Below are 16,213 nucleotides of genomic sequence, written 5' to 3' on the forward strand. Positions count from 1 at the left end.
GGCGCCGTCGTGGCGCGCGTCAGTCCGGCGTGACCGGGCTGATCACGTACCAGAGGCGCACGGACCCGTCGCCCCCCGGCCCGGGCTCATGGCTGATCTGCACGGACGTCTCGACGTCGCCGTTCGACCCGTTGATGCCCGTGCGGGCCCGCGTCCCGCCCGCGCGCGACGCGTCGAGCGACGCGGGCAGCTCGTCGAGCCACCGGTCGACCTGCGACCGGGGGAAGCCCAGCACCTGCGCGTCGGCCACGAGCTGGTCGTGCACGGCCTGGCCGCCGGAGAGCGTGCGGAACACGTTGATCGCGCTCACGTACCCGCGCCGGGGCTGGATCGTCAGCTCCTCGGCCGTCGTGGTCCACGTGCCGTCGGGGAGCGTCAGCTCGACCTCGGCCGCGCGGTCCGGCACCTGCACGACGGCCATCGACTCGCCCAGCCCGACGGACTCCGCGGTGATCGGCCTGCTCACGTCCCAGCGCACGGTCTCGCCCCTCTCGATGTCGTCGATCGTCGTCGTGCCCGCCTCGCCCCCGCCGCCCTCGCCGCCCCCGCCGCCCTCGCCGCCCCCGCCGCCCTCGCCGCCCGAGCCGCCCGACGACGTCGGGCCTCCCGGGGCGGTCGTCCCGCCCGGTCCGGTGGCCGCGTCGTCCGGGTCGCCGAACGTCACGGTGCACCCCGTCAGCACGAGAGACCCGGCGAGCGCCCCCGCGAGCAGGACCGCGGCGACGCCGGCCCTCGGCGCCGTCCCGTGCGCGCGACGGAACCCCCGGCTCACTGGTCCACGTCCACGTCCCACTCGGTCAGTCTGTCAAGGATGCGCCCGATGCGGGCGGGGTTCGTGAGCCGGTAGTCGGCGATCCGGTCGGACACGTCGGTGCCGATGATCTGCGCCGCCTGGTCCGGGTGCTGCGTGACGAGCTGTTGGTAGGCGGGCAGCGTGTCGTTCGAGATGTACTCCCAGCGGGTCGCCTGGTCGGCGATGTTGCCGCCCGGCAGCGGCGTCTCCACCGTCACGGTGCCCTGCACCGGGTTGTCGAACGTGATGCCCGTGAACGGGATCCCGAGGTTCTCCGGGCCGGGCGTCTCGACGCTCACCGTGAAGGGGTCGTGCTGCGCGTACGTGCCCGCGCCGGGGATCGACGGCTCGCCGACGAGCGTCATGAGGTACGTGAACGCCTCGCCCGTGACCGGGTGGTCGCGCATGGTCTGCCAGTCGTCGGCGATGATCTGGTTCTGCTCGCGCCACAGCAGCGCGGTGTTGCCGTCCGCGAGCGCCTGCGCGTCGCCCGCCCGGCCCGCCTCGACGTCCGCCCACGCCTGGTACGCGGCCCCGTCGATGACGCCGGCCTCGAGCAGCCGCTCCATCTCCTGCATGCCGCCGTTCAGGTACGCCTCGTGCATGACGGCCTGGTCCACGAAGATCTCGCGCTGCATCGACAGGAACTGGTTCTCGTAGAAGCCGAGCTCGGCGTCGGACATCGTCGCGATCGCCTCGAGCGCCGCCCGGTCGACGCCGGGCGGCAGCGCCCGGGCGCCGCTCGCGACGCCCTGCGCGAGCTGCCGCATCATGTCGAGGTCGAAGAACCCGGCGGCGAACGACGGCCCGATCATCGCCGCCATGCCGGCCCACTGCATCCACGGGTTGTCGAGGTAGAGCTCGCCGTAGTACGTGTAGACGCTCTCGATGATCTCCCGGTTGGCGGACGCCCCCGCGGACGGATCCCAGTCGGCGAAGTCGAACCCCGCCTCGCCCGCGGCGACGCGCGTCCAGTGCGTGACGGCGAGCTCCGCGAACCCCGGGGAGTCGGGGTCGACGCCGAGCCGCACCATCTGGTCGTAGAGCGCCGCGACCTGCGCGTCCGTCGCGTCCTCGAGCCAGGCGGCGCGCTCGCCCGCGTCCATCGCGGCGTACTCGCCCGGCGTCGGCGTGGGGACGGTCTGCTGGGGCCCGCCCGGGCCGGACGTGGGTGTGCCGCCCGGGCCGGCGAGGGCGCCGCCGTCGGCGCTCGCGGACTCCTGCTGGTCGGCGTCCGTCGCGAGGCGGTCGGCCGCGGCGTCGAGGAGGCTCGCGGTGCCGGTGAGCGAGGGCCCGAGGGTGGTGGCCCACTCGCTGCGGAACTGCGCGGCGTCGGGCCCGTCCCACCGGGTCGCGGCCTCGACGACGGCCGCCACCTGCGCGCGGTGGGTCCGCAGCGCGTCGGCGCCGGAGCGCAGGCCGGACGCGAGCGCGCGCAGCGCACGGACGTCGGCGCCCCACATCCCGCTCATGCCGTCCCCTCCCGCCCCTGCGCGTCCCCTCACGCGCACGCGTCGACGCCTTCGTCCTCGACGGTCGCACGCCGACGGTACGCGGCCGGGTCGGCCGCCGCGATGGGGACAACTGCCCATGCCCGGACGGGGCGGCGCGCGGCGGCGCGCCTCAGCTCAGGCGGCGCTCCAGCCGCACCACGACCGTGTCACCGACGTCCTTGCCGAGGCGCTCGCGCACGCCCGCGTTGAGCGACAGCATCAGCCCGCCCGACCCGGTCGGCATGAGCCCCACGTTGCGCAGCGCGACGTGGTCGACGGTCGCGTCCACGCGGACCGCGCGCAGCGACCCGAAGAGCTCGCGCGCACCGGGCACCTCCACGCAGGGCCACGTATCGCCCTTGATGTCGACGCCGACGGGCGCGGTGAACGTGTGGTCGAGGAGGACGGGCTCGAACGGCATCGGGTGCTCCGGTGGGTCGTGCGGTCGTGGTCGGGGAGTCTGACCGGTCGAGGGCCGAGAACTCGTCGGTCGTGGTCGAGCGACGTTCAGGCGTCCCGCACCGACGCGCCCATGCGCTCGACCGCCTCCGTGAGCACGTCGACGCCCGTCGCGAGGTTGAGGCGCACGTGCCCCTGCCCGCCGGGGCCGAACCGGCGCCCGTCCTCCAGCGCGACGCGCGCGCGGTCGAGGAACCACGACCGGGGGTCCGCACCCGCCGGACCGGGCAGCCCGCGCGCGTCGAGCCACGCGAGGTACGTCGCCTCGCCGGGCCGGTAGCGCACCGCGGGCAGGTGCTCCGCGAGCAGGTCGGCGAGGAGCCACGCGTTGCGCTCGACGCCCGCGAGGACGTCGTCGAGCCACGCCTCGCCGTGGTCGAGCGCCGCGACGTGCGCGAGCACGGACACGTGCTGGACGCCGTGGCTCGCCTCCTCGGGGATGCGCCGCAGGTCGTCGGCGGCGTCCGGGCCGGCGACGGCCGCCGCCGCCTTGAGGCCCGGCAGGTTCCACGCCTTCGACGCGGAGACGATCGCGACGGCGGAGTCCGCCCCGGGGACGGTGAGGAGCGGCGTGTGGGTCGTCGTGGGGCGCCCGTCGAGCCCGGGCCGCGTGAGGGGCGCGTGGATCTCGTCCGCCACGACGCGCACCCCGTACCGCGCGGCGAGCGCCAGGCCGGCCGCCAGCTCCGCGCGCGTGTGCGCGGTCCCCGTCGGGTTCTGCGGGTTGCACACGAGCCAGACGGCGCGACGCCCGCTCCCCGGGCCGTCACCGTTCGTGGCGGCACCGGTCGCGTCGGCGAACGCCCGCTCCAGGATGTCGAGGTCGAGCCGCCCGTCGGTGCCCAGCGGCGCGTCGACGACGCGGCGCCCCTCGTTCGCGGTGAAGCCGTAGAACGGCGGGTACACGGGCGGGTTGACGACGACCGCGTCGCCCGGGGACGTGAGGACGCGCAGCACCTCGACGATCGCGACCATGACGTCGGGCAGCGTGCGCGACGTCGCCGCGTCGAGCGTCCAGCCCCAGCGGCGCCGGGCGAAGCGCGCGTACGCCTCGCCGTACGCGGTGCCGACGTCGTACCCGGTGTCGCCCGAGCGCAGGGCGGCCGTCACGGCGTCCACGACGGCGTCGCACGGCGCGACGTCCATCTCGGCGACGAACAGCGGCAGCACGTCGGGCGCGAACGTGCGCCACTTGACCGACGTCCGACGGCGCAGCTCGTCGAGCGTGAGGACGTCCAACGGTGTGCGCATCGTGCCCCTCCTCGGTGCGGGCCGAGCGTCTGCCCGGCACCGGTCGGCGGGCCTGCCCCGGTCGGCCGACCCGGCCCACCCTAGGCGGGCTCGGGCTCCGTCGCCGCGGGCGCGCCCTCCTCGGCCGCGGCGTTCGCCGGGCTCGTCGCGAGCACGACGCACCCGCCGACGGCGGCCAGCGTCGCCACGACGGCGGGCACCGCCCAGCCCGACCGCACGACGTCGCCGAGCACGGCGAGCCCGACGATCCCCGGGGCGAGCACCTCGATCACGGAGACCGTCGCGGCGACCGTCCCCACCGCGCCCCGCTCCAGGGCACGCAGGTAGGCGAGCGCGCCCGCGGCGCCGCCGAGCACGATCGCGAGGGCGAGCGGCTGGAGCACGGTGTCGAGCAGGTCGCCGGACGCGTGCGCGCCGCGCGCCGCCACGGCGGCGACCGAGTAGCCGAGGCCGCCCAGGACGGCGAGCAGCACGGGGTGCCCGCGTCGGTACGCGGCGGCGGTGCCGACCGCCACGACCACCCCGGCGACGTTGACCCAGGTCGTGAACCCGGCCGGCGGGTGCGTCGCGGGCTGCTCCCCCGCCGCGAGCGCCAGCACCACGAGGCCCGCGACGACGACGCCGATCGACACGACGTCCGTGCGGCGCAGCGTCGCGCCGAGCACGAGGCGGGCGAGCAGCACGACGGCGACGAGCGACGCCGCGACGACGGCCTGCACCACGAACAGCGGCAGGTGGTCCAGGGCGAGGAGGGAGAGGAGCCAGCCGACGCCGTCGACCACGAGCCCGCCGACGACGAGCGGCTGGGCCACGGCCGCGAGACCGTGGGCCCGGCGCGTCGCGACGGCCTGCATGATCGTGCTCACCGCGTACAGGAGGCTCGCGGCCACGGCGGCGAGCAGCGAGAGGATCACGACGCGGACCCGGGACCGGCGACCGCGGCGGGCGCGACGTGGGCCGCGCGCACGGGCACGCTGGGCCGTTCGGTCGGGGCGGGCACGTTCCGATCATCCGCCACGGCGCCGCGCACCGCGCGGGCGGGACTCCCGGCCCGCCGGACGTCGGGCCGAGGTGGTCAGGCGCCGCCGCGGACGGACGCCGTGGTCAGGCCTCGTCGCGCGCGGGCGCCGCGTCCCGACGGCCGCGCGCGTGGGCGGGGCGCTCGTCGTCGTGCACCCAGCGCCAGACGCGCGTCACGACGAACCACACGACCGCCGCCGCGACGACCGCGATGACGACCTTCTGCAGGACGCCCGCGTACTTCTCGACGACGTGCCACTGCTCGCCGAGCGCGTACCCGGCGTAGACGAAGATCGTGTTCCACACGGCGCTGCCGGCGGTGGTGAGCGCGGTGAACTTCCACAGGGGCATGCGCTCCACACCGGCGGGGATCGAGATGAGGCTGCGGAAGATGGGGATGAAGCGGCCGAAGAAGACCGTCGCGCTGCCGTGCCGGAGGAAGAACTGCTCGGTGCGGTCGACGTCCTCGACCTTGACGAGCGGGAGGCGCTCCGCGATCCACCGCGTGCGCTCGCGCCCGATGATCGCCCCGACCGCGTAGAGCGCGAGGGCGCCGACGACGGACCCCGCCGTCGTCCACAGGATCGCCTCGACGAGACCGAAGCTCCCCTGGCTCGCCGTGAAGCCCGCGAGCGGCAGGATGATCTCGCTCGGCAGCGGCGGGAACAGGTTCTCGAGCGCGATGGCGATCGCGGCCCCGACCGGGCCCAGCGTCTCCATGAGGTTGACCGCCCAGCCGGCGACGCCGTCGAGAGCGGGCTCCGCCGTCGTGGCGGCGGGCACGGCGGCCGTCAGGGCGGCGGAGAGTCCGGAGGGCATGGGTCACGAGCCTAGGCGAGCGGCCCGTGGCGCGAGCGCCGATGCGGCCGGGAGGGTGTGGAGGTCTCGTGCGGAGGCGCGGGACGCGCGGGGGACCGGCCCGCTCAGCCGCGGACGAGCTCGTCGAGGCGGCGGATCGGGTCCCAGGCGCCCGCCTCGCTGTTCGACAGCACGACGACCGTCACGCCCGGCGCCCCGGCCTGCGGCGACGCGTCCGGGCCGTCCGCGGCGGCCACCGGGTCCGGGTAGTGGCGCAGGATCGCGCTCGCCCCGGTGTTGATGCCGTCCTTGTACGCCGAGCGCACCGACCCGTCGGCGAGCAGCTCGAACTCGAGCCCGAAGCCGTAGTGCACGCTCGGGGCGGGCTCGGCCCCGTCCGTGTCGTCCGCGCCGTCGTCGTGCAGCACCTGCGGGGTGAGGAACGCGCGCGTGAGGTCGGGCGGCAGGAGCTCGCCGCCGCGCACGGCCGCCCAGAACCGGGCGAGGTCGCGCGCCGTGACGTGCGCGCCGCCGTCGGGCGAGCCGACGGGCGGGTAGGAGTAGACGTTCTGCCGCCACCCGGTGACGGGGCCGTCGTCGTCCGGGCCCTCGTGCACGGGCTCCCAGCCCTCCGCGACGTCCGGCTCGGCCTCGTCCATGCGGAAGAACCCGGAGCGGTCCATGCCCGCGCGCGCGAACACGTGCTCGCGGACGTGCTCGCGGTACGTCGTCCCGGTGACGGACTCCAGCGCGAGGCCCGCGAGGACGTAGCCGACGTTGCAGTACCGGCACCCCTCGCCGGGCGCGAAGTTCGGCTCCTTGTGGACGAACCCGGGCAGGAAGTCCGCCGTGCGCGTCACGGAGTAGCTCGGTCGGTCGACCCACAGCTCCTCGTACGACTCCCCCGCCTCCTCGTCGGCGTCGTCCGCGATGCCCGACGTGTGGGTCAGCAGGTGCCGGATCGTCACCTCGCGCGGGATCGTCGTGCCCGCGAGGTCCACGTGGTCGTGGACGCGGTCGTCGAGCCCGAGCCGGCCGTCGCCCACGAGCTGGAGCACCGCGACGGCGGTGAACAGCTTGGTGACGGACGCGACGTCGAACCGCGTGCTCGTGCGGACCGGGACGCCCCAGCGGCGCGACGCGACGCCGTAGGCGCGTTCGAGGAGCACCTCGCCGTGGCGTTCGACCCGTACGACGCCGGAGAAGTCGTCGGCGTCCGCGGCGGAGCGCAGGTGCGTGTCGAGGGCGGCGAGGGCGGCGTCGTCGAGCGCGGTCATGGCCCGACCGTAGGCGGGCCGGGGCGCTCCCGGCCAGGACTTTTGTCCCGGAGAGCCGCACGTCGTCACGGGTGGGAGCGCTATCACGGTACGGTCGCCGCATGGCGACCTCGACGACGACCCCCGCGCTCGGCGTGATCCTCCCGCGGGAGCTCCCCGCCGACCTCATCGTGCCGTTCGCGCGCCGCGCGGAGGAGGTCGGCCTCGACGAGCTGTGGGTCGTCGAGGACCTCACCTTCCACGGCGGGATCGCGCAGGCCGCGACGGTCCTCGCCGCGACCCAGCGCCTCACCGTCGGCATCGGGATCCTGCCCGCCGCCACGCGTGCGCCGTCGACCGCCGCGATGGAGGCCGGCACGCTCGCCGCCCTGCACCCCGGCCGCCTGCACCTCGGCCTCGGGCACGGCATGTCGGCGTGGATGCGGCAGATCGGCGTGTGGCCCGCGAGCCCGCTCGCGATGCTCGAGGAGACCACCGCGACCGTGCGCGCCCTGCTGCACGGCGAGCGCGTCAGCGTCGCGGGCCGCTACGTGTCCGTCGACGACGTCGCCCTCCACGCCCCGCCCGCCTCGCCGCCGCCCGTGCTCGCCGGCGTGCGCGGCCCGCGGTCGCTCGAGGTCTCGGGCCGCGTCGCGGACGGGACCATCCTCGACATGCCCGTGACCCCCGAGTACCTCGCCGTCGCGCGCGCCGCGATCGACGCCGGGCGCGCGAGCGCCGGGGACGCGGCCCCGCCCGCGCACCGCGTCGTCGCGTTCTCCGTCGGCGCCGTGCACGACGACGTCACGACGGCCCGCGAGATCGTCCGCCCCTACCTCGCGGTCCTCGGCGAGGCCGACTGGTCCGCCCAGATCGACCCGCTGCCCTTCGCCGACGCGTTCCGCGCCCTGCGCGACGCGAGCGCCACCCCCGACGACTTCGCCGCCGCGATGCCCGACGCGTGGGTCGACGCGCTCGCCGTCGTCGGGTCGCCCGAGGCCTTCCGCGCACGGCTCGCCGAGCTGGGCGCGGGCGGGGTGTCGAGCGTCGTCCTCGTCGCCACCAGCGCCGACCCGGCGCGCCCGGACGACCCGTTCGGCGCGCTCGACGCGCTCGCCGCGGTGACCCGCCCCGCCGTCTGACGGCGGCCGTCGACCTGCGAGACCGCGCCGGAGAGCCGACCATGGGCAGGTGAGCGAGTACGCACCGACCTACACCGAGACCTGGCCCCTGCTGAGCCCGGGAGACCGCCGTCGGCTCGAGGAGCTCGACGACCTCGAGACCGACATCCTCCGCCAGCTCTCCGAGGCGTTCGCCGACGAGGTGGACGCCCCCACGCTCGGCGAGGTCCAGGTCGAGCGGCTGCGGGTCTACCGCGACGCGCAGGCCCGCGCACAACGGCAGCGGACACGCGCCTGACCGCCCCGTGAGCGCCCCGGGGCCGCGCGCGTCCCTCGTCGACACCGTGCTCGGCGCGGTGCGCGAGGGCACGTCGGTCGTGGTCTCCGGGCTGCCGGGCTCCGGCCGGTCCACGCTCCTCGCGCGCGTCCGGGCCGCCGTCCTCGACGACGACCGGCACGTGCTGTCCCTCGCGGGCGTCGGCCCCGGTGCCCCGCGTCCGCTCGAGTCGCTCGTCCTCGCCGGGGTGCTCGACGCCGCCCCCGGCCAGCCCGTGTCGCTCGGGCGCGCGGTCGACGCCGTCGAGCGGGCGCTCGGCACCGGGCCGGCGGTCCTCCTCGTGGACGACGCCGACGCGCTCGACGACACGTCCGCGGCGGTGCTCGGGGCGGTGTCGGCCCGCCGGGCCGCGCTCGCCGTGCTGAGCCAGCGCCCGCCCTACCCGGCGCCGGCGGTCGAGACCGTGCTCGACGGCCGGCCCACGACCGTGCTGCCGATGCCGCCCCTCGCCTTCGAGGAGATCCACGCCACCGCGAGCGCGCTGCTCGGCGGCGACCTCGACGCGGGCGTCGCCGGTCGCCTCTACGGCCTGTCCGGCGGCCTGCCCGGCCTGGTCCGGTCCGTCGCCACCGAGGCCCGGCGAGCCGGTCGCCTCGTCGAGGAGTCGGGGACCTGGGTCGCGCGCCGCGACCTCGTGACCTCGGCGCTCGCCGGTGACGTCGGCCGCCTCATCAGCGGGCTGTCGGCCGAGGAGGTCGACGGCGTCTGGGCGCTCGCGGCGACCGGCGCCGCGGAGCTCGCGACGGTGCACCGGTTCCTGCCCTGGCCCGTCCTCGTCGCGCTCGACGACCACGGCCTGGTCCGCTTCGTCGAGACGGAGGGTCGCACGACGGTGACGCTCTACCCGCCGCTCGTCGGGGATCTCCTGCGCCAGTCGGGGGGAGCGCGGGCGCTGCGCGCGGCGGAGCAGGTCGCCGACGCGCTCGGCAGCGGCAGGGCGGACGAGTGGGACCCCCTCGCGCGCACCGTCGACGCCGCCGTCCCGACCGGCTGGGCCGCGTCGCGCGAGTCGGCGGCCATCCTCGGGCGTGCCCTGCGCCGGCACGCCGCGGCCCAGCTGCTCGCGAGCCGGGACGCGTGGGAGCGCACCCCGACCACGCGGAACACCGTGCGGTACCTCGAGGCGCTCGTCAACGACGACGCGTCGCCGGACGTGGTCGAGCGCGTCCTCGCGCGCGCGCACGACCTCGTCCCCGAGGAGCCCGGCCGCGGGAGCTTCCTCGTCGCGTGGGAGGCCGTCTACCGCGCCGTCGTGCGGCACGAGCGCGACGCAGCCCTCGCGCTCCTGGAGCCGGCCGGGACCACGGAGGCCGACGACGCCGTACTGGTCGCGGTCGCCCAGCACGTCCTGCTCGCCGTCGGCGACGTCGCGGGCTCGGGGCCGTCCGCCGAGCCCCCGCCCCCGCTCCCCCGTCCCGCGGCCGACGAGAGCGCGGAGCCGCCGTCGACGGCGTCGCTGCTCGTCGGGCCCGGCGACGTGGTGGGGCTCGTCCGCGCCGAGGTCCTGCTCGCCCGGGGCCGGTGCGACGACGCGTCCGAGGTGCTCGACGACCTCGTCGTGCCGCAGGCGGCCGACCGCCAGGACGGCGCCTCGTGGCGCTCGTTCACGCTCCTGTGCGCCGGGGACGTCGAGGCGGCCGTCGAGCGCTCGCGCCGCCTCCTGGACCAGGCGCGGGACCGGTTCGCGGTCTGGGAGATCGAGCCCCACGGCTACGTGATCGCCCTCGGCCTCTACCTCCAGGGCCGGTTCACGACCCTGCGCGAGCACCTCACGAGCGTCTTCGCCGCCGGCGCGCACGCGCCCCTGCGCCCGAGCACGCGCGCGGGCCTGCGCTGCCTCGGCGCCGAGCTCTCGCTCCGGGAGGGGAACGTCACGAGCGCGCGCTCGCTCGCGCACCAGCTCGACGCGCTGCAGCTCCTCGCGGCGTCCACGCCGCTCGCCCGGCCGCACCCGCTCGCCGCGGAGCTCGCGCTCGCGACCGGCCAGGCCGGGCCCGAGGCCGCGACGCGCGCGGCGTGGGAGCTCGTCGAGGCGATGGACCGCCGCGGGTACCTCCTCGCCGCCCTCTTCGACGCCGCCTGGCTCGTGACCCTCTGGCCCGACGCGCGCCGCGCCCGGCGGGTCGCGGAGCACGCGGCCGCCGCGCAGGGCACCCTCCTGCCCGCCCTCGGCCGCTACGTCGCCGCCGCCGCCGACCGCTCGCCCGAGGCGCTCCTCGCGGCCGCCGACGACCTGCGCGCCCGCGGCCTCGTGCTGCACGGCACCCAGGCCCACGCGACCGCCGTCCGGCTGCTGCGCGACGACGGTCGCACGGCCCTCGCCACCGATGAGGCGCACCGGCTCCACGCCCTCGTGGCGACCGCGGGCGAGGAGCTCGGCCTGCTCGTGCCGCCCGTCGCGCCCGTCGACACCCTGAGCCCGCGCGAGCGCGAGGTCGCCCGGCTCGTCGCGCGCGGGCTGAGCAACAAGGACGTCGCGCGCGAGCTCGTGCTCAGCGACCGCACCGTCGACAACCACGTCTACCGGATCTTCCGGAAGCTGGGCATCACGTCGCGCGACCAGCTCCCGTCCGTGCTCTGACGCGCGTCGTCGTCCCGCCGGCGCCGCGTCAGTAGCGCCAGGCCCGCATGTCCTCCTGGTACGTGCGCTGGACGGTCGGGGACAGCAGGGTCGACGGCGGCAGGTCGCGGGGCGGGTTGTCGGCCGGGAGGCGCGTGGTCGCCGCGAGGGACGTGGCGTCGTGGAAGCGCAGCCCGTCCGGGAGGGGCGTGCGCGCGAAGGGGCCGGGCACGGCGTCGGCCGGTTCGCCCGGGAGCGAGAGCGCGAAGCCCCACTCCCCGAAGGAGGGGACGTTGACCGTGAGCGGCACGACGGTGCGCCCGGGCGCCGCAGCGCGGACGGTCGAGACCACCTGCCAGAACGCGTCGGGCGTGAAGTACGACGACGTCGCCTGCGTCGCGAACGCGCCGCCGGGCCGCAGGTGCGCGGCGACCATGCCGTAGAACTCCTGCGAGTACAGCTTGGCGACGCGCTCGGACGACGGGTCGACGAGGTCGACGAGCACGACGTCGAACGTCTGCGGCGTGTCCTCGACCCAGCGGAACGCGTCGGCGTTGACGACCGTGACGCGGGGGTCGTCGAGCGCATGGTCGTTCACGGCGGTGAGGAGCCGGTTCTCGCGCGCGAGGTCGGTGACGGCGGGGTCGAGGTCCACGAGCGTGACCTCCTGGACCGAGCCGTAGCGCAGGACCTCGCGCGCGAGGAGGCCGTCGCCGCCGCCGAGGATCGCGACGGACGCGGGCGCCGCGACGGACGTCATCGCCGCGTGCGCGAGCGTCTCGTGGTACCGCGCCTCGTCGACGGAGGAGAACTGGAGCTGGTTGTCGAGGTAGAGCCGCGTGTCGCCCTGGTACGCGGTGACGACGACCTGCTGGTAGGCGCTGCGCTCCTGCGCGACGACCGGGTCCTGGTACATCCCCGCGCTGATACGCGCCTCGAGCCACGACGACGCCGCGAACCCGGCGAGGAGCACGACGAGCGTGACGCCCGCGAGCACCGACCACCGCGGCGGGTGGCCCATGCGCGCGAGCATGAAGCCCGCGACGGCGACGTTGAGCACCGCGACCGCGAACGCGGTGCGCACGAGGCCGAGGTACGGGAGCAGCAGGAAGGGGAACAGCAGCGACGCGGCGAGCGCGCCGAAGTAGTCGAGCGCCAGCACCTTCGACAGCAGCGAGACGGAGCCCTCGCTCCCCCGCTCCTTGAGCACCGCGACGAGGAGCGGGATCTCGACGCCGATCGCCGTCCCGATCGCGAGCGACAGCACGACGAACACGACCCACGCGAGCTCCGTCGTCGCGTACGCCCAGAACAGCGCGAGCACCGACGTCCCGCCGAGGAGCGAGAGCACGAGCTCGTTGCGCACGAAGCTCAGCCCCGCGGTGCGCTGCAGGCGCGGCGCGAGGAGCGAGCCGAGGCCCATGCCGAACAGCGTGAGCCCCGTCGCGACGGAGAACGCGACGACCGAGTCGCCGAACAGGTACGACGCCGCCGTCCCGAGGATGAGCTCGTAGACGAGCCCGCCGACGGCGACGAGGAGCGCGGCGGCGAACACCGTCGGGCGGTCGAGGTGGCGCGCCCCCGACCGCCCGGTGGGCGGGCCGGGGTCCGCAGCGTCCGCCCCGGGCGGGCCGCCGGGCGGGACCTCCTGCTGGTCGAGCACGGTCAGGAGCTGATCGTCCCCGCGATGATGAGGCCGATCGCCACGGCGAGGCCCGCGATCATCACGCCGAACGCGACGTTGTGCTCGTCGACGAGCTCGCGGTGCAGGTTGAGCCGGAACACCTTGTTCGCGACCACGAGCGTGACGAGCAGCAGCACGATGCCGAGCACCGAGTAGAGGACGGTCGAGAAGAAGGACCAGAGGAACGCCAGCGGGGCGGCGGCTGAGATCACGGGGTCTCCCGGGTTCGGGTCGTGGGACGGGCGGACGGGTGCAGGGGTTCGGGGCCGGGACGAGCGCGCGCGGGACGGGTCACTTGCCGAGCCCTCCGCCGCCCCCGCCGTAGACGGTGCGCCGCACGCACGTGCCGTCGTCGGTCGTGCCGACCTGGCCGGTGGTGGGCGACGTCGTGACGACGGAGCGGGGCGTGCACGACGCGCTGCCCGACGCGGCGCGGGCGGCGCACGACCCGAGACCGAGCAGCATGACCGCCGCGACCGCGAAGGCGACGAACCGCCCGCCGGGGACCGTGCGCGGCGCGACGCGACGGCCGAACAGGCGCTGCTGCTCGGCGGCGTCGAGACGGCGCCCCTGGTAGACGGACGTGACGGGGCCGAGCGGTCCGGTCGTGCGCTCGATCGACACGATCGTCCCGTGGGCCGAGAGGTCGACGTACTCGACCTCCTGCCCGACGGCGAACGGCTCGGCGAACTGCCCCTCGACGTGCTCGACGCGCCCCGTCCCGTGCTCGCGCACCGTGAGCGTGTGCTGGCGCCCCTCGAACGTCAGCCCGAGGGTCCGGCCGGTCTGCAGGCCCGAGAGGTCGACGACGGGCGGCCACGCCTCGGTCGGGTGCAGGAGCGTCACGTCGCGCGTGTCGTGGTCGTACTCGACCCAGACGTCGGAGCCGTCGTGGGCGAGGAGCTGCCACTCCTCCCACGTGAACGTGGAGCCGCCGTGCACGGTCGAGAGCACGGCGACGGCGCGCGGCGTCGCGCGCTGCGGCGGGGCGCCGACGAGGTCCTCGCCGACGCGCATCGCGAGCCGCGGGCGGGGCGTCCTGCTCACACGAGGCTCCGCACGGCGACGTCGGCGGCGCCGAGCTCCGCGGCGAGGAGCGCGCGCACGTCGTCCGTGAACGTGGCCGACGCCGGGGCGCGGCACGTCGTGAGGGTCACGTAGGCCGTGCCGTCCTCGGGCCAGGTGTGCACGGCGAGGTGCGACTCCGCGAGCAGCAGCACGACGCTGGTGCCCTGCGGCTCGAAGCGGTGGGACACCTCCCCGAGCGGCGTCATCCCGGCCTCGCGGACGATCGCGTCGAGGCAGCGGCGGACGGTCGGGTCGTCGTCGAGCAGCGCCGGGTCCGCGCCCGTCACGTCGAACACGTGGACGAGGTTGCGCTGCACGTCCACGCCCCTGTCGGTCTCGGTCTTGCCGGCCGGCGCGGGCGAGCGGCCCGCGGTCCGGTGGCCGCCGTCGGGCCGCGCACACCCTAGCCGACCTGCGGCGTCGGCCGACGGGCGGACCCGCCGCGCGAGACCGGCCCCCGCCCGCACGGGCGGACGCCGTCCAGGGGGCGGGCGACGGCCGTTCGCCTACGATGCGCGGATGGATGCCGAGTGGTTCGTCGACGCCACGGCGCAGTGCGCCGTGGGTCGGCAGGCGCGCGAGGTCGCGTGGGAGCGGACGCCGCTGGGCCCGCCCGACGAGTGGCCCGAGGCGCTGCGCCACGCCGTCCGCCTGTGCTTCTCGACGCAGTTCCCCGTCATGCTGGTCTGGGGGCCGGACCTCACGCTGATCTACAACGACGGCTACGAGGAGATGCTCGGCACCGCCAAGCACGCGGGCGCGCTCGGCGCCCCGGCAGCGGTGGTGTGGGCGGAGATCTGGGACGAGGTCGGGCCGCTGTTCGACGAGGTCCTGCGCACCGGGCGGGCGTCGTCGGACCGGGACCTGCACCTCGTGATGAACCGCTCCGGCTACGACGAGGAGACGTTCTTCACCTTCTCCTACAGCCCGCTGCGGGACGACGACGGCCGCATCGCGGGCGTGCTCGACATCTCGACGGAGACGACCCTGGCGGTCGTCAACCAACGCCGCCTCGCGATGCTCGGGGAGCTCCAGGGCGCGCTCCCGACGACGTTCACCGACCTGGCGACGTTCGGCCGCCCCGTGCTCGACGTCCTCGCCGGGAGCCCCGACGTCGCGCGCGCCGCGTTCTACGACGTGCGCGGCGCGCGGCCGCGCGAGGTCGGCTCGGTCGGCCCCGACGCGGAGCCGGCGGAGACCCGCCTCGTCGAGCGCGTGTTCCGGACCCGCCAGCGCGTCGTCTCGCAGGGTCTCGTCGTCAAGCCGCTGCGCGACGCGGTGCGCGGCGGCGTGGCCGGGATCCTCGTGCTCCGGGCGAGCCCGCTGCGCCCCTGGGACCGCGACTACGCGCGGTACCTCGCCGGCCTGGCCGGGACGGTCGGGGCGGCGCTGCGCGACGCCGTCCGCCTGCGCACGACGATGGACGCGCTGCGGCTGCGGGTCGAGCGCTCGGAGGAGCAGACGGCGCAGATGCGCGAGGTCGCGCTCGCGCTCCAGCAGGCGGTGCTCACCGATCCGCCCGACCCCGACCACCTCCAGGTTGCGGTGCACTACCAGCCCGCCGCGCTCGACCGCGACATCGGCGGCGACTGGTACGACGGGTTCGTGACGCCCGACGGCGCGACGACCCTCGTGGTGGGCGACGTCGTCGGCCACGACCTCGCGGCGGCGGTGATGATGGGGCAGCTGCGCGGGCTGGTGCGGGCGATCGGCTACGACAGCGGGGAGTCGCCGGCGCGCGTCCTCGAGCGCGTGGACACGGCGGTGCAGGGGCTCGCGCTGGGAAGCGGCGCGGTCGCGACGCTGGTCCTCGCGCGCATCGAGCAGAGCCCGGAGCAGCGTCGCCGCGGGGCCCGGACGGTGCGGTGGTCGAGCGCGGGGCACCTGCCGCCGATGCTCGTGCGCGCGGACGGCCGCGTCGACACGCTCACGCGGCGCAACGACCTGCCGCTCGGGCTCTCCCCGGGCACCGTGCGGACCGAGCACACCGTCGAGCTCTACCCGGACGACACGCTCGTGCTGTACACCGACGGGCTCGTGGAGCGTCGCGGCCACAACCTGCGCGACGACCTGGCGGACCTCGCCCGCGCGCTGGAGGGCACGCACCGCGGGCCCATCGAGGAGGTCGTCGAGGCGGCGCTCACGCGGATGCTGCCGGGGCCGGGCGAGGACGACGTCGCGCTCGTCGTGCTCCGGACCGGCCCGGAGGACGCCCCGGTGTCCGGGACCGCCGAGATGCCGGGCGAGACGTCCGCGGAGATGTCGTCCGAGCGCGGAGCGCCCGTGGCCTGACCGGTGCGACGACGGGCTCCCGGGGTCTCACGACGGGGTGCTGCGGTCGCACGGGGGGTACGACGAGGTGTCGTCCCCCGC

The 16,213-nt window shown here is 76.1% G+C and carries 15 protein-coding genes; 4 read left to right on the plus strand and 11 right to left on the minus strand.

The genetic code is table 11. The features are described 5' to 3' along the window. Positions 1-19 precede the first annotated feature (19 nt). From B9L22_RS05480 to B9L22_RS05510, 7 genes are all read right to left on the minus strand, one after another. Positions 20-772 carry a hypothetical protein gene (locus B9L22_RS05480; RefSeq protein WP_086149472.1) on the minus strand — a complete coding sequence of 251 codons (753 nt, stop codon included), beginning with the start codon at positions 770-772 and terminating at the stop codon, positions 20-22. Next, complete coding sequence (locus B9L22_RS05485) at positions 769-2,265, minus strand: WXG100 family type VII secretion target (protein WP_143317080.1); 1,497 nt, start codon at positions 2,263-2,265, stop codon at positions 769-771. Before B9L22_RS05485 ends, B9L22_RS05480 begins: the two co-directional genes overlap by 4 nt. A 151-nt stretch (positions 2,266-2,416) precedes the next feature. Next, entirely contained in the window at positions 2,417-2,707 is a 291-nt protein-coding gene (locus tag B9L22_RS05490) for a DUF1905 domain-containing protein (protein ID WP_086149474.1), read from the minus strand. Between the two features lie 86 nt (positions 2,708-2,793). Further along, positions 2,794-3,996: a MalY/PatB family protein gene (locus tag B9L22_RS05495; RefSeq protein ID WP_086149475.1), complete on the minus strand. Its 1,203-nt coding sequence runs from the start codon at positions 3,994-3,996 to the stop codon at positions 2,794-2,796. 80 nt (positions 3,997-4,076) lie between these two features. Continuing rightward, positions 4,077-4,910, minus strand: a complete 834-nt coding sequence (locus tag B9L22_RS05500) for a hypothetical protein (RefSeq protein WP_086149476.1) — start codon at positions 4,908-4,910, stop codon at positions 4,077-4,079. Between the two features lie 190 nt (positions 4,911-5,100). Further along, positions 5,101-5,835, minus strand: coding sequence for a DedA family protein (locus tag B9L22_RS05505; protein ID WP_086149477.1), 735 nt, complete (start codon positions 5,833-5,835; stop codon positions 5,101-5,103). A 104-nt stretch (positions 5,836-5,939) separates the two neighbouring features. Beyond that, positions 5,940-7,091 (minus strand): serine hydrolase, encoded by a 1,152-nt coding sequence (locus B9L22_RS05510; RefSeq protein WP_021482721.1) that lies wholly within the window; start codon positions 7,089-7,091, stop codon positions 5,940-5,942. 101 nt (positions 7,092-7,192) lie between these two features. Here B9L22_RS05510 and B9L22_RS05515 point away from each other — a divergent pair, with 101 nt between their 5' ends. Genes B9L22_RS05515 through B9L22_RS05525 form a run of 3 tightly spaced genes read left to right on the plus strand, consistent with a single transcriptional unit; the run spans position 7,193 to position 11,109 of the window. Continuing rightward, complete coding sequence (locus B9L22_RS05515; RefSeq protein ID WP_086149478.1) at positions 7,193-8,212, plus strand: LLM class flavin-dependent oxidoreductase; 1,020 nt, start codon at positions 7,193-7,195, stop codon at positions 8,210-8,212. A gap of 49 nt (positions 8,213-8,261) precedes the next feature. After that, the gene (locus tag B9L22_RS05520; RefSeq protein WP_086149479.1) at positions 8,262-8,489 is read left to right on the plus strand and encodes a hypothetical protein; all 228 of its coding nucleotides are present in this window, start codon (positions 8,262-8,264) and stop codon (positions 8,487-8,489) included. A gap of 7 nt (positions 8,490-8,496) precedes the next feature. Beyond that, positions 8,497-11,109, plus strand: coding sequence for a LuxR C-terminal-related transcriptional regulator (locus tag B9L22_RS05525; RefSeq protein ID WP_086149480.1), 2,613 nt, complete (start codon positions 8,497-8,499; stop codon positions 11,107-11,109). A gap of 28 nt (positions 11,110-11,137) precedes the next feature. On the opposite strand, the gene B9L22_RS05530 is transcribed toward B9L22_RS05525, so the two are convergent. The 4 genes from B9L22_RS05530 to B9L22_RS05545 all read right to left on the minus strand — a co-directional run bounded on the left by B9L22_RS05530 (position 11,138) and on the right by B9L22_RS05545 (position 14,163). Continuing rightward, complete coding sequence (locus B9L22_RS05530) at positions 11,138-12,751, minus strand: polyamine aminopropyltransferase (RefSeq protein WP_086149481.1); 1,614 nt, start codon at positions 12,749-12,751, stop codon at positions 11,138-11,140. Between the two features lie 2 nt (positions 12,752-12,753). Further along, positions 12,754-12,984 (minus strand): DUF350 domain-containing protein, encoded by a 231-nt coding sequence (locus B9L22_RS05535; protein WP_034656213.1) that lies wholly within the window; start codon positions 12,982-12,984, stop codon positions 12,754-12,756. Positions 12,985-13,063: 79 nt separating this feature from the next. After that, positions 13,064-13,819, minus strand: coding sequence for a DUF4178 domain-containing protein (locus tag B9L22_RS05540; protein WP_143317082.1), 756 nt, complete (start codon positions 13,817-13,819; stop codon positions 13,064-13,066). Continuing rightward, positions 13,816-14,163, minus strand: a complete 348-nt coding sequence (locus tag B9L22_RS05545; protein ID WP_061268374.1) for an S-adenosylmethionine decarboxylase family protein — start codon at positions 14,161-14,163, stop codon at positions 13,816-13,818. The genes B9L22_RS05540 and B9L22_RS05545 overlap by 4 nt, the downstream gene beginning before the upstream one ends. Positions 14,164-14,359: 196 nt before the next feature. Between B9L22_RS05545 and B9L22_RS05550 the strand changes: the two genes are divergently transcribed. After that, positions 14,360-16,132: a SpoIIE family protein phosphatase gene (locus B9L22_RS05550; protein WP_086149484.1), complete on the plus strand. Its 1,773-nt coding sequence runs from the start codon at positions 14,360-14,362 to the stop codon at positions 16,130-16,132. The last annotated feature ends 81 nt before the right edge of the window (positions 16,133-16,213 follow it).

It is taken from the genome of Cellulosimicrobium sp. KWT-B, assembly GCF_002127155.1.
In the GTDB taxonomy this organism is placed as follows: domain Bacteria; phylum Actinomycetota; class Actinomycetes; order Actinomycetales; family Cellulomonadaceae; genus Cellulosimicrobium; species Cellulosimicrobium funkei.

Coding starts and splice junctions, on each gene's coding strand:
- B9L22_RS05490 (WP_086149474.1), bottom strand. CDS start 2,707: ATGCCGTTCGAGCCCGTCCTCCTCGACCACACGTTCACCGCGCCCGTC.
- B9L22_RS05550 (WP_086149484.1), top strand. CDS start 14,360: ATGGATGCCGAGTGGTTCGTCGACGCCACGGCGCAGTGCGCCGTGGGT.
- B9L22_RS05510 (WP_021482721.1), bottom strand. CDS start 7,091: ATGACCGCGCTCGACGACGCCGCCCTCGCCGCCCTCGACACGCACCTG.
- B9L22_RS05485 (WP_143317080.1), bottom strand. CDS start 2,265: ATGAGCGGGATGTGGGGCGCCGACGTCCGTGCGCTGCGCGCGCTCGCG.
- B9L22_RS05495 (WP_086149475.1), bottom strand. CDS start 3,996: ATGCGCACACCGTTGGACGTCCTCACGCTCGACGAGCTGCGCCGTCGG.
- B9L22_RS05505 (WP_086149477.1), bottom strand. CDS start 5,835: ATGCCCTCCGGACTCTCCGCCGCCCTGACGGCCGCCGTGCCCGCCGCC.
- B9L22_RS05515 (WP_086149478.1), top strand. CDS start 7,193: ATGGCGACCTCGACGACGACCCCCGCGCTCGGCGTGATCCTCCCGCGG.